This is a genomic window from Anaeromyxobacter paludicola (assembly GCF_023169965.1).
Lineage (GTDB): Bacteria > Myxococcota > Myxococcia > Myxococcales > Anaeromyxobacteraceae > Anaeromyxobacter_B > Anaeromyxobacter_B paludicola.
This window is the reverse complement of sequence record NZ_AP025592.1, coordinates 2,875,614-2,897,134: the sequence shown is the minus strand read 5'-3', so window position 1 is coordinate 2,897,134 and position 21,521 is coordinate 2,875,614. Positions and strand designations below refer to the sequence as shown.

Genomic DNA, 21,521 nt, shown 5'->3' with positions numbered 1-21,521 from the left:
CGGCCCGATCCCCTACGCGGCCCGGAAGATCTCCTTCCTGTGGAAGTCAAGGAACGCGTCTTGCTGCTTTGAAAACGTTCCGACATTCGGAGGCCGATCGGGGTCTATTCCGAGCTTCACGAGCGCCCTTTCATCCGCAACGGGCGAAACTAGAAGCCGTCCTTCGCCGAAGGAGATGAAGCCTCGGTCGAACAGAAAGTCCGCCGTAGGTGCCAGCATGAGCCCGTTGTGCGAGCTCAGTCGCTCCGCGTTAGAAGCGTGCCGCCAAGGCTTGATGTGGCTTGCGATCAGGTACGCCGGGTTTGTGACATGAGTGATCCGGCACTCCTGCTCCATCGATGCCACGTTGCTGCGAAACAGCCCCTGGCCGCGACGAGCCTTGATCACTGCCTCGCGTTCAGTCGAACTGAGTGATGCCTTCTCGATGTCATCGACGAGATGGCGCTCCCAAAGCTCTCGCTCTGGTTCCTCCGCCGAGATGATGAGAGGCTTCTTCGGGTCCCTTGCAGGCAGCGGGTTGCCAGACGCTTCGATGAGCGACCAGAGCACGCGCCCGAACTCATCCGACAAGGCCGCGAGGTAGACAGACTGAAGCCCCTTCCCGTTCGCAGCGTTGAGCGGTGAGTACCGGTCGGGGAGGAGGGGCTGGATGCGGTCCCATGACGCCCGAGGAAGGACGGGGTGCTGCAACCGTGCATACTCGACGTCGACCCTGAAGCCGATCTGACTCCAGCTCCGCCCAGCGTCGCCGAACTCCGATGGTTTGGGAGCATCGTAGCCGAACGAGCAGATCGTCCCGTAAGCGCGTACCGCGCCTTCCCAATATGAGAACACGACGTCGCCCGGCGCGACGATCCGCATGTTCTCGTAGAACTGATTGCGTGCCCCATCCGCCCTGCGCTTCGGCGACCACAGGTACCCACCGCCTAGCTCATGGCGGTGCGTCTGCTTCTGGTTGACCCACCAGTATTGCATGGCGCAGCGCGTAGAATAGCGCAGCCATCGCGGCGGTCGAGTCGGATCGTCGCGTGCGGCGGAGGCACGACGCCGCTCTACCGGATCCCCGTCTCCTTCGTTCTGCGGCGGCGCTTCTCCCTGGCGGTAGCGCGGCGACCAATTGGAGCGCGGCGGCGGATCCTGCGTCGCAGGAGCGAGCGCTGAAGAGATGGCGCTTGCTACACCGTTGCTACCTGCGCTCGTTGAGCCCAACAAAGAAGGGCCAGGCATTCCAGAAAGTTCCTGTGCTGGCTCGCCCGCTGAAGGAAGCGGAGGCACCTCTGCCCCTAGGATTCGTAGTCCGAAAGCCCGCGCCCCCTCACCACCCCCTCTTCACCCCCGTCGTCGCCCCGCTGACCGGCTGCTCGTAGAACTCCCGCGTCTTCTCTCGGGCGGCCACCTTCCCAAGGGCCTTCTCGAGCTGCTCCGTCTGCTTGAGGCAGCTCTGCCCCTTGAGTCCCCGCGTGGTGAGCTTCACGTTCCCCTGCGGGTCGATCTCCACCTCGATCTCCACCTTGGTCGCCACGCTGCCTCCACTTCGCCCGAAGCCCTAAGCCCGCGCCCTGAAGGCCCGCCCCGAAGCCGGCCCGGCCCTCAGCTCCACTTTGAGAGGACCACCTTCACCGTCCCATCCGCCTGCTTCTCCTCGCGGGCGATCTGGTAGCCCTTCTTCCGGAGCTCCTCGGTCACCTTGGTGTACGCGTAGCGCTGCGCCACGCGGCCGGCGAGGGCCTTCGCCTTGCCGGTCTCGTCGTGGCCGACGAACACGGCCTGGCCGGTCTGCTCGTCGAGCTTCACGCCCACCTCGGTGCCGTCCTGGTCGCGGATGACGCCGGCGACCTCCTCGAGCTGGCCCTGCGCGTTCTTCACCTTCCGCCGCTCGCGGATGAGCTCGGCGCCGGCCTCGGTCACGGCCTGCGCCAGCCCCGCGAGCCCCTGGATCACGAGCACGATCTCGACGCCCTGGCTCACGGCTGCCTCCCACTTCCAAGAGAGAAGCCCACCCTCACCACCCCCAGAACCGCCGCCGTCCCCACCGCGAGCCGGGCGGCGAGAAGAGCGCGGCCAGCACGAACAGTCCGATGAACCCGGCGAGGCGCGTCCCGCCGCGCGGGCTGCCGAAGATCACGAGCAGGAGCGGCACGGCCACCAGCGCCACGATGACGCCGATGCGCCAGGCGGGGCTCCGGATCCGGCGCAGCAGCCGGACGCCGTAGGGCGTGGGGTCGCCGCCCCCGCCGCCCCAGTCGTCCCAGCGAGAACCGGGCCCGCCCCAGCTCCCCCAGTCGCGGTCGAGCCGGGCCCGCTCCCGCTCGCCGACCTCGCGCGCCATCTCCGCGGCCATGGCGCGCCGGGCCTCGTCGGTGGCGGCGGCCTCCACCTCGCGCTCCTTCTCGCGCACGGCGGCCTCGCGCTCCTCGAGCGCCTTCTCCCGCTTCCGCTCCTCCCAGAGCCGCTCGTTGAACCGCTGCACCTCCGCGGTCCCGAGGTCTGAGCCGCAGGTGGTGCAGGTGCGGGTGAAGGGGGAGTTGTCGGTCTCGCAGCGCGGGCAGCGCGTGAAGGGCTGCGCCTCCTCGTCGTGCCGGGCGGTGTCGATCGCCGGCTCGGCGGGCGGCCGGAACCGGTCCACGTGCGCGGGCGCGACCGAGGGCGCAGGCGCGGCGGGCAGAGCACCGGGCCGGGCGGCGGGCTCGATCCCGCCGATGCGGGCGTCCGCTTCATGGACGGTATCCACCTCCTCGGGGCGCCTGGGGCGCTCGAGGTTGCGGAAGCGATCGGCGAGCCTGTCCGCCATCTACTGCTCCTCTCGAGAACTGCGCGAAGCCCTCGGCCCTCAGCCGAAGCGCGTGGCGATGGGCCGGGGCACGGCCTCGGCGGCCGCCGACGAGGCGGGCCGGGTGCGCGTGCGCGCCCACTCCCGCACCCGCTCCACCTCCTCGCGCATGGTGGTGGCGAGCGGCACGGTCTCCTGCACGGCTCGCTCGACGTGCGTCTGGGCGAGGTCCACCTTCTCGGCGAAGGCGTCGTAGAGCGCCGACACCACCGCCTGCTCCACCTCGGCGCCGCTGAAGCCGGCGGAGAGGGCGGCGAGCTTCTCGAGGTCGAACTGCTCGGGCTTCCGCCCCCGCCGGCCGAGGTGGATGCCGAAGATGTCCCTCCGCTCGGCGGCCGCCGGGAGGTCGATGAAGAAGATCTCGTCGAACCGCCCCTTGCGCAAAAGCTCCGGCGGGATGGCCTCGATGCGGTTGGCGGTCGCGACCACGAACACCGGCGCGGTCTTCTCCTGCAGCCAGGTGAGGAGCGCGCCGAAGATGCGGGCGGTCACGCCGCCGTCGCTCGTGCCGGAGGAGGCGACGCCGGAGAGCCCCTTCTCGATCTCGTCGATCCAGAGCACCACCGGCGCCACGCCCTCGGCGACGCGGATGGCGCGGCGCAGGTTCTCCTCCGACGAGCCGACGAGCCCGCTGAAGATCCGCCCCATGTCGAGCCGGAGCAGGGGCAGCCGCCACTGCGAGGCGATGGCCTTGGCGGTGAGGCTCTTGCCGCACCCCTGCACGCCGAGGAGGAGGAGCCCCTTCGGCTCGGGGAGCCCGAACCGCCGCGCCGGCTCGCCGAACGCGGCGCCGCGCCGCGAGAGCCAGCGCTTCAGCTCCGACAGGCCGCCCACGTTCCCGAGCTGCTCCTCGGCGGGCTGGTACTCGAGGAGCCCGCTCTTGCGGATCACCTGCCGCTTCTCGTCGAGCACCAGCGCGACGTCGTCCTTGTCGAGCCGGCCGTCGAAGGCGATGGCCTTCGCGAAGGCGTTCTCGGCCTCGGTGAGGGTGAGGCCGCGCGCGGCCTGGATGAGCCGCTCGGCGTCCTCCTTCGAGAGGTCGACCACGGCCTTCTTCCCCTCGCGCACCACGGTCACGATCTCCTTTAGGAGCTGCAGGAGCTCGCGCACGCTCGGCATCGGCACGTCGAGGACGGAGATCTCCTTCTCCAGCTCGGGCGGGATGTGGAGGGTGGGGGAGAGGATCATCACCGTGGTGAAGGTGCTCTTGAGCGCCTGGCCGAGCTCGCGCACCGCTCGCACGACGGTGGGGTCGTTGAGGAAGGGGTGGAAGTCCTTCAGCACCACGAGCGACGGCTCGGAGAGCTTCTCGACGGCCGCGAGCGCCTCGACGGGATCCTTGCCGCCCTCCTGCTGCTCGCGGCCGCGCCGGTCGCCGAGCCGCCGGAGCCCCTTGGTCACCGACCAGGCGTAGAGCGCCTTCCCGTGCTGCTCGGCGAGGTCGCGCAGGATCGCGTCCACCCGCGCCTCCTCCCACGACACGAGGTAGATGAGCGGGTAGCGGGCGCGGACGAGGGTGTCGAGCTCGCGCACGAAGGGCGGGGTGGGCGGAGCGGGCTGCTGCGGGGCCGCGGCGGGGGGAGCGCCGGGCGAGTCGGGAGCGGCCATCCCCGGAGGATAGCAGGGTTTCCCGGGGGGGAGAGAAGGCGGCCTCTCAGCCGCCCACGAGCAGCGCCACCGGGAAGCTCCCGAAGAGCGCGGAGAGCGCGAGCGGGCCGCCCTCGCGCGGCTCGCCGGTGACGAGGTCCTGGTAGCGGCCGGCGAGCTCCGGCGGGAGCGGCAGCTCCCCCTCCCAGGCGATGGGCCCGCCGGCTGCGGCGTCGAGGAGCGAGAGGGTGAGCCGCGGCACGGCGCAGAGCAGCCGTCGGCCGCGGTGGGTGCGGGCGAAGGCGACGAGATGGCCAGCGTCGCGCCCGCGCGCCTCGAGCGGCAGGTAGGTGCCCTCGAGGAAGAGCTCGGGCGCCTCGCGCCGCAGCCGGAGCCCCTCGCGCAACAGCCAGAGCTTGGCCCGCCCGTCGCGCAGCCCCTCCGGCGACGAGACCTCGCGCGCCAGCGCGGCGCGGGCCTCCGGCCCCTCCGCGAGCCGCCGGTCGATCGCGTCGAGCAGCCCGGCGCGCCGCGCGAAGTCCACCGGGCGCCGGTTGTCGGGATCGACGAGCGAGAGGTCCCAGAGCTCGCAGCCCTGGTACACGTCGCACACGCCGGGCGCGGCGCACTTGAGCGCCACCTGCGCGAGCGACGAGAGCCGCCCGGCCTGCGCCACCCGGGCGGCGAAGGGCGCGAGGTCGTCGAGGAACGGCCGGTGCGCCAGGATCCCCTCCACGAAGCCCCGCGCGGCCGCCTCGTACTCGGCGTTCACGCTGGTCCAGCTGGTGTGGAGCTTCGCCTCCCGGAGCGCCTTCTCGAGGTAGGCGAGGATGCGCGCCCGGTACGCCTGCCAGCCCGCGGCGGCGGGGTCGATGCGCGCGCCGGGCGCGAGCGCCTCGTCGGGCAGGCTCCCGACCAGCGTCTGGTAGACGAGGAGCTGGTCGTTCCGGTCGGGCGCGCGCAGCCCGTCCTCGAGCTCCCGCTCGTGCCGCCGGTTGAGCCGCCCCCAGAGCGCGAGGCGACCGCGCCACTCGGCCGGGATCTCGGAGAGCGCGTCGATGCGGACGCGCACGTCCTCGCTCCGCTTGGTGTCGTGGGTGGAGGTGGCGTTGAGCGAGCCGGGCCAGCGCGCCCGCCGGCCGGCGCAGAGGTCGTGGAAGGCGGACGGGCTCGCGCCGAAGTCGCGCGGCTCGCCGCCCACCTCGTTGAGCGAGGCGAGCCGCAGGTAGACGTAGAAGGCGGTGTCCTCGATGGCCTTCGCGGTCACGGGCCCGGTCACCTGCTGCAGCTTCATGGCGAACTCGCGCCAGAGGGCCCGCTCCGCCGTGGTGAGCTCCTCCGGCATCCGCAGCAGCACGGCGTCGCGCACGAAGTCGTAGATGGAGGGATCGGTGACGGGGCTGCGGCGGCGCGCCCGCGCGATGGCGGCGTCCACGTAGGCCCGGTCGCGGTCGGAGACGCGGCCGTCCGGCGTGACGTAGGTCCGGTAGACGGGAAAGGCGGCCACGTACTCCACGAGCGCCCGGGTGAGGTCGTTGAGGGTGAAGTCGCGGGTGCGCCGGTCCGACTCGCTGATCCGGTTGAGCCGGTGGGCGAGCATGTTGATCTCGCTCGCCATCGACGACGACATGACCAGCTTCTTGCGCTGCCAGGCCACCTCGCGGAAGTCCTCGCGGCGCCCGGTGTAGCGGGTGTAGAGCTCGGTGAAGGCGCGGCCGTGCGCCGGGTCCACGAAGAGCCCGTTGGCGGCGGCCACGAACTCGTAGCCGGTGGCGCCGTCCACCGCCCAGTCGGGCGGCATCTGCTCGCCGGCCATCAGGATCTTCTCGGCCACGACGTAGAGGGGCCGGGGCGGCAGCGCCCCCTGGGCGAGCTCGTCGCCCACCCGCTCCGCGAGCGCGAGGACCGCCGCGTCGTCCACCCGCTCGCCGCGCGCCTCGGCCCGGGCCCGCGCCCGCTCGGCGACGGCGCGCGCCTGCAGCGCCCGGAAGTAGGCGGGCGGGTCGTAGAGGCCGTCGGGGTGGTCGATGCGCAGCCCGGAGATCCGCCCCTGGCGCAGGAGCGCCATGGTGAGCCGGTGGGCCTCGTCGAACACCTGCGGATCCTCCATGCGGATGGCGGCGAGCGCGTTCACGTCGAAGAAGCGCCGGTAGTTGATCTCCTCGCCGGCCACGCGCCAGTGGGCCAGCCGGAAGGCCTGCGCGTCGAGGAGCTTGTCGAGGAGATCGAAGCTGCGGGGCTCCCCGGGCGTGCCGTTGAAGGTGCGGACGTTCCCGTCCACGAACTCCCGCAGCTCGGGGGAGGCCTCGCAGAGCGCCGCGAGCCGCCGCTTCGCCACCTCCTTCTCCCGCGCCCGCTCCTCCACGAGCCGGGGGTCGGTCTCGGAGCGCGGGGCGAGCTTCTCGAGGGCGGTGCAGAGGCTCTCGAGCTCCTGCACGTGCTCGTTGGTGGCGCCGAGCCGCTCCTTCAGCTCGGGGAGCCCGTGGCGCAGCACCTGGGGCACCTGCCGCGGCGCGATGGGGAACCGGTGCTCGTAGTAGCCGAGCCAGAGCGCGCCGCCCTCGCGCGACAGCTTCAGTTCGCCGCGCTCGAGCACCTTCCCGTACTGGTCGCCGAGGATGGGGACGAGCACCTTGTTCTCGAGCTCGCCCTTCACCGGGCGCCAGTCCACGTCGAAGAGGCGGGCGTGCTCGGAGCTGGGGCCGTTCTCGAGCACCTCCATCCAGAACCGGTTCTCCGGCCCCACGCCCATGTGGTTGGGGACGAAGTCCACGAGCTGCCCCATGCCGCGCTCGGCGAGCGCCGCGCAGAGCCGCTCGTAGGCCGCCTCGCCGCCGAGCTCGGGGTTGAGCCGGCCGTGATCCACCACGTCGTAGCCGTGCTTCGAGCCGGGCGCGGCGGCCAGGATGGGCGAGAGGTAGAGGTGGGTCACGCCGAGCGCGTGCAGGTACGGGACCTGCGCCGCGGCGGCGTCGAAGCCGAAGCCGGCGTGGAGCTGCAGCCGGTAGGTGCTGGCCGGGCGCGGGAAGAGGCGGGGGTTGCGCGAGAGCTCCGCGCGCACCTCCTCGAGCAGCGCCTCGAGCGCTGGCTGCTCCCCCTCCTCCACCGCCCTATACGGTGGCGCGCCCCCCGGCGACCGCAAGTCCCTTGAGGCGCTCGGCCGTCGCCCGGTCGGCCAGCAACCCCGGCAGGTCGCACGCCATCCGGTACGACCAGTTCCGGTCGTTCACCGTCCCGGGCACGTTCACCCGCTCACGGTGCCCGAGCGCGTCCTGGAACGGCAGGAGCGTGAGGTCGGACCCCGAGCGGTAGACGAGGTCGAGGACGGCGTCGCGGGTGAGGTCGTCCCAGCGCCGGCCGCCGCGGGCCTTCACCGCCGCGAGCTGCGGCAGCTCGAGCAGCGCCCGCCGCTCCTCGTCCGGCATGGCGTCGAACCACTCGGCGGCCGACTCGGTGTCGTGCGTGCCGGTGGTGGCGACCGAGAGGGCTGGCCAGGTGGCGGGATCCCGGAACGGCTGCCCCGGCTGCTCCCAGTGGCGCTCCCAGCGGAGGATGCGGTAGCCGGGGATGCCGCATCGGGTGAGCGAGTCGCGGACGAAGTCGGGGACGGTGCCGAGGTCCTCGGCGATGACGCGCGCGCCCTGCGACAGGATCGCCATCACCCGCTCGCCGTTGGCGATCTGCGCCGGCTCGTCGGCCGGGATGAAGGCCGGCGGCCCGCCGTCGAGCGGGCGGTAGTAGGTGCGGTAGAGCCCGACCACGTGGTCCACGCGGTAGAGGCCGTACTGGTCGGCGCCGCGGCGCGCCCGCTCGTTCATCCAGGCGAAGCCGTTCTGGTCCATCACGTCCCAGCGGTAGACCGGCAGGCCCCAGTCCTGGCCGGTGTCGCTGAAGGCGTCGGGCGGCACGCCCACGCGCGCGTCGAGGCGGAAGTCGAAGGGGCGGCTCCAGACGTCGGCCGAGTCGGTGGCGACCATGAACGGCAGGTCGCCCATGAGCTCCACGCCCTCGCGGGCGGCCGCGTCGCGGGCGGCGTGCCACTGGAGGTCGAGCTGCCACTGGAGGTAGGAGCGGAAGAGGATCCGCTCGGAGAGCTCGCCGCGGGCGCGGGCCAGGGCCTCCGGCTCGCGGTGGCGCAGCGCCTCCGGCCACTCGGTCCACGGGCGGCCGCCGAAGACGTCGTCGTGCAGGGTCACGAAGAGCGCGTACTCGTCGAGCCAGAAGGCGTGCTCCTTGGCCCAGTGGCTCATGGTGACCGCGCGCTGCGACCGGCCCTTCCACTCGTTCTCGAGGAAGGCGCGGAAGGCGAGCTCGAGGGCGCGCCCCTTCACCGCCCGGATCCGCTCCCACTGCACCGACGGCGCGGCTCGCAGCGCGGCGAGCTCGTCCCGGTCGGCGTCGGAGAGCGCCGCCTCGCCCCCGGCGGCGGCGAAGTCCTCCACCTGCGCGAGCGAGAGGTAGACCGGATCGACCGCGAACGCCGACAGCGCGCCGTACGGGCTCGACTGCCCGCGCGACGCCTCGGTGACGGGGAGGAGCTGCACCACCGAGAAGCCGGCGCTCGAGGCCCAGCGCGCGAAGGCGGTGAGGTCGGGGATCTCGCCGAGGCCCCAGCTGCCGGGAGCGCGGATGGAGAAGAGGGGGATGAGGACGCCAGCCTGCCGCATAGGTGCCTGAAGGGTGCGTTTCTTCCGCACACGCCGCAAGTAAAATTCGGTAGATCATCGGCGTGCCCCCGTCCGCCCGCGGCCGCTTCGCGCCGAGCCCCACCGGGCCGATGCACCTGGGGAATGCCCGGACGGCGCTCCTCGCCTGGCTCTCGGCCCGCGCGACCGGCGGCGCCCTGGCGATGCGGGTCGAGGACCTCGACGGCCCGCGCGTGCGGCCCGGCCTCGAGCGGCGCATCCTCGAGGAGCTCGCCTGGCTCGGGCTCGACTGGGACGAGGGGCCGGACGTGGGGGGGCCGTTCGGCCCTTACCGGCAGTCGGAGCGGGCCGGGCGGTACGCGGCGGCGCTCGATGCGCTCCGCGCGCGCGACCTCGTCTACCCGTGCTTCTGCTCGCGCAAGGAGATCGCCGCCGCCTCGCAGGCGCCGCACGGGCCGGGCGACGAGGTGCGCTACCCCGGCACCTGCCGCCACCTCTCCGAGGCGGAGCGCCGCCGGCGCGAGGCGAGCCGGCTCCCGGCCTGGCGCTTCCGCGTGCCGGAGGGCCCGGGCGCGGTGGTGGAGGTGGAGGACGCGCTGCACGGGCGGGTGCGCTTCGACGTGGCGCGCGAGGTGGGCGACTTCGTGGTGATGCGCGCCGACGCGGTGGCGGCCTACCAGCTCGCGGTGGTGGTGGACGACGCGGCGATGCGGATCACCGAGGTGGTGCGCGGCGACGACCTCCTCCCCTCGGCGGCGCGGCAGCTCCTCCTCTACCGGGCGCTCGGGCTCGAGCCGCCCCGCTTCGCGCACGTGCCGCTCGTGGTGGGCGAGGACGGCGAGCGGCTGGCGAAGCGGCACGGGGCGCTCTCGGTGGGCGAGCTGCGCGAGCGCGGCGCAGCGCCGGAGGCGGTGGCCGGGCTGCTCGCCTCCCTCTGCGGGCTCGCGCCCGCGGGGGCGCGGCTCCGGCCGCGGGAGCTCCTCGACGGGTTCTCGCTCGCGCGGGTGCCGCGGCAGGCGGCGGTGCTCGCCGGGGAGCGGCTCGCCCGTCTCGCACCGTGAACGTCCCCCGGCGGGGCCGGGCTGTCGCCTGGGCTATCGCCGAGGCTGTCGCCTGGGCTATCGCCGAGGCTGTCGCCTGGGCTATCGCCGAGGCTGTCGCCTGGGCTATCGCCGAGGCTGTCGCCTGGGCTATCGCCGAGGCTGTCGCCTTCACCCGCCGTCCTCGTCGGGAAAACCCGACAGGGGGGCGCGCAACCTCGCGAGATCACGTGCGGCGAGGGCTGGCAAGGCGCGTGCAGTCTCTCTCCCCGTCTTCCAACCCCCCACGGAATCACCCAAGGAGAAGCCCATGTCCCGCAAGACCTCGACCCTCATCGGCGCCGGCGCTGGCCTCGCCCTCTACCTGTTCGCCGGCCTGCTGCCCTCGATGTACTACGGCGGGTTCGCGGGCGTGCTCCTCGCCGGCGGCATCTTCGGGACGCCGCTGCAGCCGACCCTCCTCGTCCGCGGCCTCATCTACTTCTCGACGGCGATGGGCGTGGTCGGCGTCGGCTCCCTCTTCGCGGTCGGCGGCGCGGCGGCCGGCGCGGCGGTGGGCGCCCTGGTCCCGGCCCCCAAGAAGGAGGCCGAGGCGAAGGTGAAGGCGTAGGCCTCTTCGCCTCAGCGGAGCGGCGCGGCCGGCCCGGGGGTGACCCGGAGCCGGCCGTCGGCTTTCCGGAGCGCCCCCGGGCCGCCGGTCTAGAATGCCGGTCGCCATGCGCCTCCTCACCGGCCCGCTCCTCTCGTTGCTGGTCGTCGCCGCCGCCCATCCCGCCCGGGCGGCGGACCCGACTCCGCCCCCCTCGCTGAGCGTCGCGGGGGAGGGGCGCGCGACGGCGGCGCCGGACGTGGCGGTGCTCGCGCTCGGCGCCGAGGTGGTCGGGCCGAGCCTCGCCGGTGCCACCCGCGAGGCGAACGGCCGGATGGCCCGCGTGCTCGAGGCGCTCACCGCGAATGGCGTCGCGAAGAAGGACGTGCAGACGTCGCGCTACGAGGTGGGGCTGGAGCGCCGGCCCGACCCGCACGGCGGTCTCGGGCCGATCTCGGGCTACCGGGTGAGGAGCGCCTTCAAGGTGACGGTGCGCGAGCTCGCCCGGACCGGCGCGGTGCTCGACGCCGCCCTGGCCGCCGGCGCGAACGACGTGCAGGGCATCACCTTCGAGAAGGAGGACTCCGCGCCGGAGCGGCTCCGGGCGCTCGCGGCGGCCGTGGCGTCGGGACGCGCCAAGGCCGAGACGCTGGCCCGCGCCGCCGGGCGGAAGCTGGGCCCGCTGCTGCAGCTCTCGGAGGGAGGCGTCGCGTCGCCCCCGTGGCCCCTCGCGACCCTGCGGGCCAGGTCGATGGGCAAGGCCTCGGTCGAGCCGGGCGAGCTCCAGTTCACGGCCGAGGTGGAGCTGGTGTTCGCGCTCGAGTGACCGGGCGCGCCCGCCCCGCCTGCCACGCCGAGGACCCATGCTCTCCTTCCCTGCGCTCGTCGTGACCGCCCTGCTCGCCGCGCCCGCCCCGGTGCGGGTGGAGCTCGACACCGCGCTCGGCCCGATCGAGCTCGAGCTCGACCCGGCCCGCGCGCCGGTCACCGCCGCCAACTTCCTGCGCTACGTGGACGCCGGCCTCTACGACGGCGCCCGGTTCCACCGCACGGTGCGGCGCGACAACCAGCCGGACGCGCAGGTGCTCATCGAGGTGGTGCAGGCGGGCGTGGCGCCGGAACGGGAGGCGCGGAGCTTCCCGCCCATCCCGCTCGAGCGCACCGGGAAGACCGGGCTCCGGCACCGCGACGGGACGGTGTCGATGGCGCGCGCCGGTCCGGACACGGCCACCGGCGACTTCTTCGTCTGCATTGGCGACCAGCCGGAGCTCGACGAGGGCGGGCGGCGAAACCCCGACGGCCAGGGCTTCGCCGCCTTCGGCCGCGTGGTGCGCGGCATGGAGGTGGTGCGGCGGATCCAGGCGGCGCCGGCCCAGGGGCAGGCGCTCACGCCGCCGGTCCTCATCCGCAAGGCGCGCCGGGTCGAGCCGCGCCCCCTCCCCAGCCCTCCCCCGCTGCGCGGGAGAGGGTGAGCCGCCCGGCGCGGGAGAGAGAGAACCGCTCGGCTCCACTTCGGGTGGGTGACCCCGCGGCTCTCCCTCCCCACCGCGTGGGGAGGGCAGGGGAGGGGCGGCCATGAGGCCACCCCGCCTCCTTACTGCGGCTTCGCCGGCTTCGGCTTCTCCGGGCCCGCGCCCGCCCCGGCCGCCGCCGGCTCCGGGAAGCCGCGCTTGCGCATGAGCGCCCCGATGCCGGGGTCGCGTCCGCGGAAGGCGCGGTAGGCCTCGGCGGGATCGACGGTGTTGCCGGCCGAGAAGACGAACCGCCGCAGCCGGCCCGCCACCTGGGCGTCGTACGGGCCGCCGGCCTCGGTGAAGGCCTCGTAGGCGTCGGCGCTGAGGGTGTCGGCCCAGAGGTAGCTGTAGTAGCCGGCCGAGTAGCCGTCGCTCGAGAAGACGTGCGCGAACTGCGGCGTCCGGTGGCGCATCACCAGCTCGCGCGGCATGCCGAGCGCGGCGAGCGTGTCGCGCTCGAAGGCGGCGGCGTCGATGGGCCGGTCGCCGGCGAGGTGGAGCTTCATGTCCACGAGCGCCGCCGAGAGGTACTCGACGGTGGCGAAGCCCTGGTTGAACCGCGAGGCCCGCTCGATCTTCTTCACCAGCTCCTGCGGGAGCGGCTTGCCGGTCTCGACGTGGAGCGCGAAGCGCGACAGCACCTCCGGCGTGGGCAGCCAGCGCTCGAGGAGCTGCGACGGGAACTCCACGTAGTCGCGGGCGACGTCGGTGCCGGAGAGCGACTTGTAGGTCACGTTCGAGCTGAGGCCGTGGAGCGCGTGCCCGAACTCGTGGAACAGGGTCTCGGCGTCGTCCCAGGAGAGCAGCACCGGCTCGCCCGGCTTCCCCTTCACGAAGTTGGCGTTGTTGGAGACGATGGTGGCCACCTCGCCGTCCATCCGCTCCTGGTTCCGGTAGGCGTTCATCCAGGCCCCGGAGCGCTTCCCCTCGCGGGCGTACGGGTCGAAGTACCAGAGCCCGACCAGCTTGCCCTTCCCGTCCTTCACCTCCCAGACGCGCACGTCGGGGTGGTAGACCGGCACTCCCTTCGCCGGCGTGAAGTGCAGGTCGAGGAGCCGCCCGGCCACCCAGAAGAGCGCCTCGCGCAGGTTCTCGAGCTGGAGGTAGGGCTTCACCTCGTTCTCGTCGAGGTCGTACTTCGCCTTGCGGACCTTCTCGGCGTAGAAGCGGTAGTCCCAGGGCTCGATGGTGAGCTTCGCGCCCTCGCGGTCCGCCACCGCCTGCATGTCGCGGACCTCCTCCTTCACCCGGGCCACCGCCGCCGGCCAGACCGCCTCCATGAGCCCCGTGGCGCGCTCGGGCGTGCCGGCCATCGAGTCGCCGAGCCGCCAGTGGGCGTGGGTCGGGTAGCCGAGCAGCTTCGCGCGCTCGGCGCGGAGCTTCAGGATCTCGGCGATGGCGGCCTTGTTGTCCTTCGCGTCGCCGTGGTCGCCGCGCAGCACGAAGTTGCGCCACACCTTCTCCCGCAGGTCGCGCCGGGCGGAGTAGGCGAGGAACGGCTCCACGCTGGAGCGGGTGTTGAGCACCGCCCACTTGCCCGGCTGGCCCCGCGCCTCGGCCGCCGCGGCCGCCGCGGCGCGCACCGCGGGCGGGAGGCCGGCGAGGTCGCGCTCGCCGTCGAGCCAGGTCACGTAGCCCGCCTCGTCGGCGAGCAGGTTCTGGGTGAAGCCGGTGTACAGCCCGGCGAGCCGGGCGTTGATCTCGGCGACCCGCTTCTTGGCGGGGGCGTCGAGCCGCGCGCCGGCCCGCACGAAGTTGGTGTGGTAGAGCCACGCGAGCCGCTGCTGCTCCGGCGTGCGGCAGAGCGTCTCCCGGGCGTCGTACACCGCCGCGACGCGGGCGAAGAGCTTCGCGTTCTGCGTGATCCGGTCCTGGTGCGCCGCGAGCTTCGGCGCGAGCTCGCGCTCGACGGCCTGGAACTCGGGCGTGGAGAGGTTGGACGACCAGATGTCGAAGAGGGCGTAGACCCGGTCGAGCGCGCGGCCCGACCGCTCCAGCGCGGCGAGCGTATTGTCGAAGGTCGGCGCGGCCGGGTCGCTCGCGATCCGGTCGATGGCGGCGAGCTGCTCGGCCATGGCGGCGTCGAGGGCCGGGGCGAGCAGCGACACCTTCATCTCGCCGAAGGGCGGGACGCCGCCGTACGGGCCCTTCCAGGGCGCGAGCAGCGGGTTGTCGCCACCGCTGGGCGGCGCGGCGAAGAGCAGCACGGGCAGGATCGTCTGGAGGAACGGCAAGGGCACGCGGACACCTCCCTGGTGGACGGCGGTGCGACACTCTTGGACGGCCCGGGGCGGAGGTCAAGGACGAGCTGCGGCTCGCCCGCCCCCCGCCGGCCAGGAACCGCGCGCGAAGCCTTTGCTCAGCGGACCGAGAAGTAGACCCGGGCGCCCTGCTCCTTCCTGGCCCGCTCGCCCCCCTCGACGAGGAACAGCCGCGCCTGGTCGATCCCGGCGGCGACGAGCGCGTCGCGCACGCCGTGGGCCCGCTCGGCGGCGAGCTCCGGCAGCGCCTCGGGGTCGAGCTCGACCGCCGCGAGCTGCGCGGGGGTGGGCTCGCCCTTCACCTCCGGGTGCTCCTCCCGGAACTGCTGGAGCCGGAGCACCTTGCCGTCCTGCTCCGGGTCGGCGGTCCCCTCGATCTCGACGCCGAGCGCCGGCCGCTGCGAGAGCGACTTCGCGAGCGCCGCCAGCCTCTTCTGCGCGGCGGCGTCGGGCGCGTCCTCGCCGGGGGCGTAGGCGATCATCGACAGGTCCTCCTGGCCGCCGCCGGCGATGGCCGAGAGCAGGCTGAAGGGCGAGGTGGCCACCTTCACGAGGACGTTCAGGACGGTGTGCCAGATCACCTTGCCGAAGCGGAACTCGGGGTCGTCGAGGTTGCCCTCGACCGGCACGTCGAGGTCGATGACGCCGTCGCGGTCGGTGAGGATGGCGAGCGCGAGCTTCACCGGGAGCTTGGTCGCGTCGGGGCTCTCCACCTTGTCGCCGAGCGTGAGCTGGTCGAGCTTGACCACGTTCGTGGCGGTCAGGCTGCGGCGGACGATCTTGTAGCCGAGGTCGAGGTGCAGCTTGCCCTTCTGGATCCCGTAACCGAGGAACTTCCCGGCGTAGGGGCCGAAGGGCGAGAGGTCGATGCCGCGCGAGGCGACCTTCAGGTCGGTGAAGGCCTCCTTCTGGAGCGGGTTGAGGGTGCCGGTGATGCTCACCGGCGCGGCGCCGCCCGCCTTGGCGCGCACGTCCACCACCGAGCGGACGCTCGGATCCGACGAGAGGTGGGTGATGCGCGCCTGGATGTCGCCGAGGGTGAGGAGCGCCGGGGGCCGGACGGAGCGGTCGGCGAGGGCCACCTCGCCGCCGGCGATCTGGAAGCTGCCGACGCCGGTGCGCCAGGCGGGCGCGGCGCGGCCGGCGGGGCGGGCCGTCGCCGCGGGCTTCGCGACGGGCTTCCCCGCGGCCTTGCTCGCGAAGCTCAGGCTCCCGTCCTCCCAGACGTGGAGCCGGAAGCGCGGCGCCACCAGCCTCACCGACTGCACCACCGCGCGCGGCGGCGTCGAGCCGGCGTCGATGCCGGCGAGCTCCAGCGCGCGCCACTGGATCTGGTCCTCCCGGTGCGCTGGGGAGACGAGCGAGAGCCCCTCGACGCGCACCTCGCCGGCGAAGCTCCACCGGGGCTCGGCGCCGCGCCCGTCGAACGTGGTCCTGGCCTTCAGCCCCAGCGTGCCCGCGGTCAGCTTGAGCGGCGGCTGGCTCTCGAGGAAGGGGGCGAGCGGGGTGAGGTCGAGGCCGGCGGCCGCGAGCTCGAGCTCGGCCCGCTTGCCGAACGGGTGGATGGGGCCGCGCGCCTCCACCTTGCCCTTGCCGTTCCAGAGGAGCGAGGCCTCGAGCGGGCAGACGGTCTCGGGGCCAGGGCGCAGCTCCCCGAGCTTCACGGCCACCTGCTCGAGCGCGAAGCGGGCGGGCACCGGGGTGGAGCGGTCCTCCACCGGCACGCGCAGCCCCTCCACCTCCACCGTCCCCACCGACCAGCGCCACGCGCCCGGCTTCGCGCCGGGCGGCGGCGGCCGCGGGCCCATCTCGGAGAGGCCGAGCTTCCCGGCGGCGTCGCGCCCCACCCGCACCTCGCCGCCCTTCACCCGCACCGCGCCGACGCGCGCCTCCTGGCCGAGGAGGTCCACGTCGATGCCCGCCACCTCCACGCGCGGCAGCGCGACCAGCGCCGCCTTCTGCCCCAGCGGCGCCAGCCCCAGCTGCTCCACCTCGAGCCGCCCATCCCGCAGCGCGAGGACGCGCTTCTCCGCGTCCCAGGCGAGCTCGTAGCGCGAGCCGTAGGAGAGGCTGCCGTCCAGCACCTCCACCGTCGCCTGGTCCTTGATGTACGCGCCGTACTTGGGGAGCTTGAGGTGGGCGAAGGAGATGGTGCCGCTCGACCGGAGCGGCCGGCTGTCCACGGTGCCGCTCCAGGAGAAGGTCTCGCCCGACTCGGTGGCGCCGCTGAAGGCGTAGGGGCTGTCGCCGCCGCCGGCGGTGCGGAAGGAGGAGAGCGCGATCGAGAGCGGGCCCAGCGCCGAGCGGAAGGCCGGCGTGCGCGTGCGGTCGGTGAAGGTGACCCGCGCCCCCGAGATGGCGAGCTGGCCGATGTAGAGGCCCAGCTGCGCCTTCTGCCCCGCGGGCGCGGCCTTCGCCGGGGCCTGCGCGGCGGCCGGCCCGGACGGCGCGAGGAGATCCTGCACGTTGAGGGCGCCGTCGGGCTGCAGCGTCAGGCTCACCGCCGGCTGGTCGAGCCGCACCTCGGCGAGGCCGAGCTCGCGGTGCAGGAGCCGCAGCGGCGTGACCCGGACGTAGAGCGAGCCCCAGCCGGCGAGCGGCTCGCCCCCGTGGTCGCGGACCTCGAGGTCGCGGATCCGGACGGAGAGGGCGAACGGGTTCACCTCCACCCGGCCCACGCGCACCTCGCGCTTCAGGGCCGCGCTCCCCTGCTTCAGGATCGCGCTCCGGAGGAGCCGGGGCGCGAGGAGGAAGCCGAGCGCGGCGTAGAGCGCCAGGAGCAGCGACAGGGCGAGCGCGGCGCGGAGGAGGATCGTGCGGGCGGCGGGGCGAGACATGGCGCGCCAATGTACCTCCGGCGCCGGACCGGCGCGACCCCTCGCGTCCCGCGCCTACGGCGGAGCGCCGAGGGCCGCCGCGAGCGTCGCCTCGAGGTAGCGCACCGCGAGCCCCACCGTCCGCCGCGCGCCGTCCGGCGTGCGGGCGATGGGCGGCGCCACCTCCATCACGTCGCCGCCGCAGAGCGTGAAGTCGCGGCCGAGCCGGCGCACCAGCTCCACCACGAAGCCGGAGGAGAGCCCGGCCGGCTCGGGCGTGCCGGTCGCGTCCACCTCCGCCGCGTCGGTGCCGTCCACGTCGTTCGAGAAGTAGACCTGCCGCACGCCGGCGCCGCGGAGCTCCGCCACGATCCGGTCGAGCGCCGCCGCGGGGTCGGCGTTCACCTCGGCGGCCCAGAGCTGCCGCACCCCGTAGGCCTCCTCCCAGTGGGCCTTGAGCCGGCCCGAGGCGCGCACGCCCACCTGCACGAGCCGCCCGCCGCGGCCGAGGAGCTCGTTCGCGTGGTAGCTCCAGGTGGCGTAGCAGTAGCGCACCCCGAGCCGCTCCTCGAGCAGGTCGGTGTGCGCGTCCACCTGGACCACGCCGAGCCCCTCGCGCGCGCCGGAGAGCGCCTTCACCACCGGCCAGGCGCAGGAGTGATCGCCGCCGAGCGCGAGCACCGCCGCCCGCGGGTTCACCGCGAGGACGAGCGAGAGCGCCCGCTCCGCGATCGAGAGCGGCGAGACCGGGAGCCGCGCCCGCGCCTCTTCCGGGAGCCTGGGGTAGAGCCAGCGGCGGCTCCGGTCGAGCTGCGCCGCCGAGAGCATCTCGTCGTCGAGGAGCTGCGGGATGACGAAGACGTCGCCGAGGTCGACCACCCCCGCGGCGCGGGCCCGCTCCGGCCAGTCCGGGCGCTCCTCCAGGAGCCGCTCGCGGATCGCCTGCGGCCCCACGTTCGCGCCGCGCAGGTAGCCGGCGCCGACGTCGGAGGGGATGCCGAGGATCACCGCCCGCGCCTCCTCCAGGCGCGCCAGCCCCTCGAGCCAGCGGTCGTGGACCTCGTCGTCGCGGTCGGCGCGGTAGAGGCGGCGCTGCAGCGCGAGCTGCTCGGCCCGGCCGGTCGAGACGAGGTACAGGCCGCCGCCCGCGGGGCGGAGCAGCCAGTGCAGCTCCTCGAGCGGCGTCACGGCGGGCTACCCGCGGAAGGCCCGCACGAACTCCACCAGCGTCCGCACCGCGGCGCCGGTGCCGCCCTTGGCGATGTAGCCGGCCTCCTTCGAGGAGAAGGAGGGGCCGGCGATGTCGAGGTGCGCCCAGGGGGTGTCGCCCGCGAACTCCTTCAGGAACCAGGCCGCGGAGATGGCGCCGCCCCAGCGCTCGCCGGCGTTCTTGAGGTCCGCGACGTCGGACTTGAGGTTCTCCTTCACCGACTCGGTGAGCGGGAGCCGCCACACGTCCTCGCCGGCGTTGCGGCCGGCGGCGAGCACGCCCTCGATGACCGGGCCGTCGGGGCCGAAGGCGCCGGTGGTGGTGTGGCCGAGCGCCACCATGCAGGCGCCGGTGAGCGTGGCGACGTCGATCATCGCCGCCGGGTGGAAGGTGTCGGCGCCCCAGGCGAGCACGTCGCCGAGCACCAGCCGCCCCTCGGCGTCGGTGTTGGTGATCTCGACCGTCTTGCCGGCGTACGAGGTGAGGATGTCGGACGGCTTGTAGGCGCGGCCGCCCGGCATGTTCTCGCAGGCGCCCACGAGCGCGTGGACCGGCTGCGCCGGGGCGAGCGCGGCGACCACCTTCATGGCGGCGAACACGGCGGCGCTGCCGGCCATGTCGCTCTTCATGGTGACCATGCTCTCGGTCGGCTTGAGCGAGAGGCCGCCCGAGTCGAAGGTGATGGCCTTGCCGACGAGGACGATGGGCTTCTTCTTGCCGGCCGCGCCCTTCGGGACGTAGCTCAGCCGGATGAGCCGCGGCTCCTCCACCGAGCCGCGCGCCACCCCCTGGAACATCCCCATCTCGAGCGCGGCGATCTCCTTCGGCCCCTTCACCTCCACGGTGAGCCCCGCCTCCTTGGCGAGCGCGCGCGCCGCGTCGGCGAGCAGCGCCGGGGTGCAGGCGAGCGGCGGCTCGTTCACGAGGTCGCGCGCCCACACCACCGCGGCGGCGGTCTCCATGGCGAGCGACACCAGGTCCTTCACGTCCGGCGCCCGGTCCTTGCCCGGCGCGAGCGCGAGCAGGAGGTGGGCCGGCGCCTCGGGCTTCTTCTCCTTCCTGGTGCGGTAGCGGTCGAACTGGTAGGCGCCGAGGAGCGTCCCCTCGACCACCGCGCGCGCGACGAGCGCCGCGTCGCCGGGGATGCTGGCGGCGGCGAAGGCGAAGCGCGCCGAGGCGGTCTTGCGCGCCAGCCGCACCGCCTGCCCGGCGGCCATGCGCACCGGCTCGAAGCCCTGGCGCAGGAGCTGCTCCGGCGTGGGGCGGCGGCCCATGCCGATGAAGAGGATGCGCGCGGAGCGCATCTTGCCGAGGGTGTGGAGGAAGAGGCTCTGGTCGGCGCGGCCGACGAAGCCCTCCTCGCGCGCCGCGGCGGCGACGTGCCCGCCGAGCTTGCGGTCGATGGCCACGAGCGGCCCCTTGAGGCCGTCGGCCAGCTCCTCCTCGAAGACGGGCACGGCGAGGAGGCTCGACTCCAGCTCCAGCGCGGCGGCCCCCGTCAGCTCGATCTTCATCATCTCGAATGCCTCCAAAAATCGCGGATCGTGCGAGCTTAACACCGCGAAAACGGGCTCGCGCGAAGATTGGCGGGGTGGGGGCGGGGAAGGGCGACCGCGCTCAGGCGGCGCGCCGGCCCGGCCCGGCGCCGGCGAGGACCGCCTCGAGCCGGGCCGCCACGTGCTCCCAGCGGTAGAGCTCGGCGACCCGCTCCCGCCCCCGCTGCCCCATGCCCCGCGCCCGCTCCGGGTCGGCGAGCAGCGCCTCCAGGGCGGCCGCCAGGGCGGCGGGGTCGGCGGGCGGCACGAGCAGCCCGGTGAGCCCGTCCTGCACGATCTCCGGCACCGCCTCGAGCCGCGTGCCCACGCACGGCAGGCCGCAGGCCATGGCGTCGAGGTAGGCGATGCCGAACGGCTCGCGGAGCGTCGGCAGCGCGAACACCGTGGAGCGGGCGCAGAGCGCCGGCAGCTCGGAGAAGGGGACGAAGCCGAGCTGCGCCGCGCCGGCCGGCAGCGCGAGCGGCCGGCGGGGGCCGGCGAGGAGGAGCCGGGCCCGCGGCCTCCGCCGCCGCAGCCGGGCGAAGGCCTCGAGGAGCACCGCCCCGCCCTTGCGCAGGAAGTCCACGCCCACGAAGAGCACCGTCTCGCCGTCGTCCTGCCGCGGCGCCGACTCGGGGAAGACGTTGGCGCCGGCGCCCACCACGTGGACCCGCTCGCGCGGCACGCCGTAGTGGCGGGTCAGCGAGCGGGCGGTGTTGGCCGAGAAGGCGCAGACCGCCGCCGCGCCGAGGTAGAGCCGCCGCTCGCGCGCGTGCCAGTCGAGCCCGTAGTCGGGCGGCGGTCCGAGCCCCGCCTCCTTCACCTCGGGGCTCTCCTGGGCGAGCAGGCGGGTGTGGTCGCAGAGGAGCACGTAGGGCCCGCGCGGCGGGTCGCCGGGCGCGAAGAGCGCCCCGTTCTGCAGCACCACCTCGGGCGGGACGGGGAGGGCGTCGAGGAGCTCGCCGGCCCGGCGGGTGTGGCGATCGAAGGCGTAGGGCGTGTTCCAGCGGTGCGCCAGCGCCCCGGCGCGGAAGCGGGCCGCGGCGAGCGCGTAGTGGAGCGCCACCTCGGGCGTGAGCCGCGGGCGCCGGGTGCGCGGGTCGCGCGGCTCGAGCGGACCGGTGGCGCAGAGGTCCCGGACGCGGTGGCCCCGCGACCGGAGGGCCTCCGTCACGTGGGCCGTCACCCCGCTCTGCGCGCCGTAGTGGAGGTACGCGATGTCCATCCGCTCGGGCGAAAGCTGACCGCGCGCGCGCTCGCCGGCAAGGGCGCGCCGGGAGCCGGTCGTGTCCGGCCCGGCGGGCGAGCCGGTGATTCGCTGCCACATCGGAGCACATCCCCGTACGGAATCGGGTTTCGCGCGCCCCGCTTGGGGAAGAGTCCGAGCGTGCCCCCTGTTCGACGGTCGTGGAGCGGGGAGCGGCTCCGGGGTCGCGGGTGGAGCCGGCCCGCCAGGAGCCTGCTCGCCGGGACGCCTACCCGGCCGCCCTCGC

General features: G+C 74.1%; 16 protein-coding genes. 4 read left to right on the top strand and 12 right to left on the bottom strand.

Features of this window, described 5'->3' with window-relative positions; genetic code table 11:
• Positions 1-12: 12 nt before the first annotated feature.
• From AMPC_RS13110 to AMPC_RS13080, 7 genes are all read right to left on the bottom strand, one after another.
• Positions 13-861 (bottom strand): HNH endonuclease, encoded by an 849-nt coding sequence (locus AMPC_RS13110; RefSeq protein WP_248341628.1) that lies wholly within the window; start codon positions 859-861, stop codon positions 13-15.
• Between the two features lie 454 nt (positions 862-1,315).
• A complete protein-coding gene (locus AMPC_RS13105) occupies positions 1,316-1,522 on the bottom strand; it encodes a DUF2997 domain-containing protein (RefSeq protein ID WP_248341624.1) in 207 nt (68 codons plus the stop codon).
• Positions 1,523-1,590: 68 nt separating this feature from the next.
• Positions 1,591-1,968, bottom strand: a complete 378-nt coding sequence (locus AMPC_RS13100) for a DUF1257 domain-containing protein (protein ID WP_248341622.1) — start codon at positions 1,966-1,968, stop codon at positions 1,591-1,593.
• A 34-nt stretch (positions 1,969-2,002) separates the two neighbouring features.
• Positions 2,003-2,791, bottom strand: coding sequence for a zinc ribbon domain-containing protein (locus AMPC_RS13095; RefSeq protein ID WP_248341621.1), 789 nt, complete (start codon positions 2,789-2,791; stop codon positions 2,003-2,005).
• Between the two features lie 39 nt (positions 2,792-2,830).
• Positions 2,831-4,438, bottom strand: a complete 1,608-nt coding sequence (locus AMPC_RS13090; RefSeq protein WP_248341619.1) for an AAA family ATPase — start codon at positions 4,436-4,438, stop codon at positions 2,831-2,833.
• A 46-nt stretch (positions 4,439-4,484) separates the two neighbouring features.
• Positions 4,485-7,523 carry a malto-oligosyltrehalose synthase gene (gene treY, locus AMPC_RS13085; protein ID WP_248341613.1) on the bottom strand — a complete coding sequence of 1,013 codons (3,039 nt, stop codon included), beginning with the start codon at positions 7,521-7,523 and terminating at the stop codon, positions 4,485-4,487.
• A 4-nt stretch (positions 7,524-7,527) separates the two neighbouring features.
• Complete coding sequence (locus AMPC_RS13080) at positions 7,528-9,084, bottom strand: 4-alpha-glucanotransferase (protein WP_248341607.1); 1,557 nt, start codon at positions 9,082-9,084, stop codon at positions 7,528-7,530.
• Between the two features lie 110 nt (positions 9,085-9,194).
• Here AMPC_RS13080 and gluQRS point away from each other — a divergent pair, with 110 nt between their 5' ends.
• The 4 genes from gluQRS to AMPC_RS13060 all read left to right on the top strand — a co-directional run bounded on the left by gluQRS (position 9,195) and on the right by AMPC_RS13060 (position 12,164).
• Entirely contained in the window at positions 9,195-10,124 is a 930-nt protein-coding gene (gene gluQRS, locus AMPC_RS13075) for a tRNA glutamyl-Q(34) synthetase GluQRS (protein WP_248346318.1), read from the top strand.
• Positions 10,125-10,413: 289 nt separating this feature from the next.
• Positions 10,414-10,713 carry a hypothetical protein gene (locus tag AMPC_RS13070; protein ID WP_248341606.1) on the top strand — a complete coding sequence of 100 codons (300 nt, stop codon included), beginning with the start codon at positions 10,414-10,416 and terminating at the stop codon, positions 10,711-10,713.
• 106 nt (positions 10,714-10,819) lie between these two features.
• Positions 10,820-11,518 carry an SIMPL domain-containing protein gene (locus AMPC_RS13065; RefSeq protein WP_248341604.1) on the top strand — a complete coding sequence of 233 codons (699 nt, stop codon included), beginning with the start codon at positions 10,820-10,822 and terminating at the stop codon, positions 11,516-11,518.
• Between the two features lie 37 nt (positions 11,519-11,555).
• On the top strand, positions 11,556-12,164 hold the full coding sequence (locus AMPC_RS13060) for a peptidylprolyl isomerase (RefSeq protein WP_248341595.1): 609 nt from the start codon (positions 11,556-11,558) through the stop codon (positions 12,162-12,164).
• A 122-nt stretch (positions 12,165-12,286) separates the two neighbouring features.
• Here AMPC_RS13060 and AMPC_RS13055 read toward each other — a convergent pair whose 3' ends face one another.
• The 5 genes from AMPC_RS13055 to AMPC_RS13035 all read right to left on the bottom strand — a co-directional run bounded on the left by AMPC_RS13055 (position 12,287) and on the right by AMPC_RS13035 (position 21,355).
• Positions 12,287-14,413 carry a M3 family metallopeptidase gene (locus tag AMPC_RS13055; protein ID WP_248346316.1) on the bottom strand — a complete coding sequence of 709 codons (2,127 nt, stop codon included), beginning with the start codon at positions 14,411-14,413 and terminating at the stop codon, positions 12,287-12,289.
• A 152-nt stretch (positions 14,414-14,565) separates the two neighbouring features.
• A complete protein-coding gene (locus AMPC_RS13050; protein WP_248341594.1) occupies positions 14,566-17,304 on the bottom strand; it encodes a DUF748 domain-containing protein in 2,739 nt (912 codons plus the stop codon).
• Between the two features lie 54 nt (positions 17,305-17,358).
• A complete protein-coding gene (locus AMPC_RS13045; protein WP_248341593.1) occupies positions 17,359-18,471 on the bottom strand; it encodes an arginase family protein in 1,113 nt (370 codons plus the stop codon).
• A gap of 6 nt (positions 18,472-18,477) precedes the next feature.
• Positions 18,478-20,010, bottom strand: a complete 1,533-nt coding sequence (locus tag AMPC_RS13040; protein WP_248341592.1) for a leucyl aminopeptidase — start codon at positions 20,008-20,010, stop codon at positions 18,478-18,480.
• Between the two features lie 100 nt (positions 20,011-20,110).
• Entirely contained in the window at positions 20,111-21,355 is a 1,245-nt protein-coding gene (locus AMPC_RS13035) for a glycosyltransferase family 4 protein (protein WP_248341588.1), read from the bottom strand.
• Positions 21,356-21,521 lie beyond the last annotated feature (166 nt).

Excerpts from the sequence above, each read along its gene's own strand:
- AMPC_RS13050 (WP_248341594.1), bottom strand. The coding sequence starts at position 17,304 with ATGTCTCGCCCCGCCGCCCGCACGATCCTCCTCCGCGCCGCGCTCGCC.
- AMPC_RS13095 (WP_248341621.1), bottom strand. The coding sequence starts at position 2,791 with ATGGCGGACAGGCTCGCCGATCGCTTCCGCAACCTCGAGCGCCCCAGG.
- AMPC_RS13090 (WP_248341619.1), bottom strand. The coding sequence starts at position 4,438 with ATGGCCGCTCCCGACTCGCCCGGCGCTCCCCCCGCCGCGGCCCCGCAG.
- AMPC_RS13065 (WP_248341604.1), top strand. The coding sequence starts at position 10,820 with ATGCGCCTCCTCACCGGCCCGCTCCTCTCGTTGCTGGTCGTCGCCGCC.
- AMPC_RS13040 (WP_248341592.1), bottom strand. The coding sequence starts at position 20,010 with ATGATGAAGATCGAGCTGACGGGGGCCGCCGCGCTGGAGCTGGAGTCG.
- AMPC_RS13110 (WP_248341628.1), bottom strand. The coding sequence starts at position 861 with ATGCGGATCGTCGCGCCGGGCGACGTCGTGTTCTCATATTGGGAAGGC.
- AMPC_RS13080 (WP_248341607.1), bottom strand. The coding sequence starts at position 9,084 with ATGCGGCAGGCTGGCGTCCTCATCCCCCTCTTCTCCATCCGCGCTCCC.
- AMPC_RS13035 (WP_248341588.1), bottom strand. The coding sequence starts at position 21,355 with ATGTGGCAGCGAATCACCGGCTCGCCCGCCGGGCCGGACACGACCGGC.
- AMPC_RS13060 (WP_248341595.1), top strand. The coding sequence starts at position 11,556 with ATGCTCTCCTTCCCTGCGCTCGTCGTGACCGCCCTGCTCGCCGCGCCC.
- AMPC_RS13070 (WP_248341606.1), top strand. The coding sequence starts at position 10,414 with ATGTCCCGCAAGACCTCGACCCTCATCGGCGCCGGCGCTGGCCTCGCC.
- gluQRS (WP_248346318.1), top strand. The coding sequence starts at position 9,195 with ATGCACCTGGGGAATGCCCGGACGGCGCTCCTCGCCTGGCTCTCGGCC.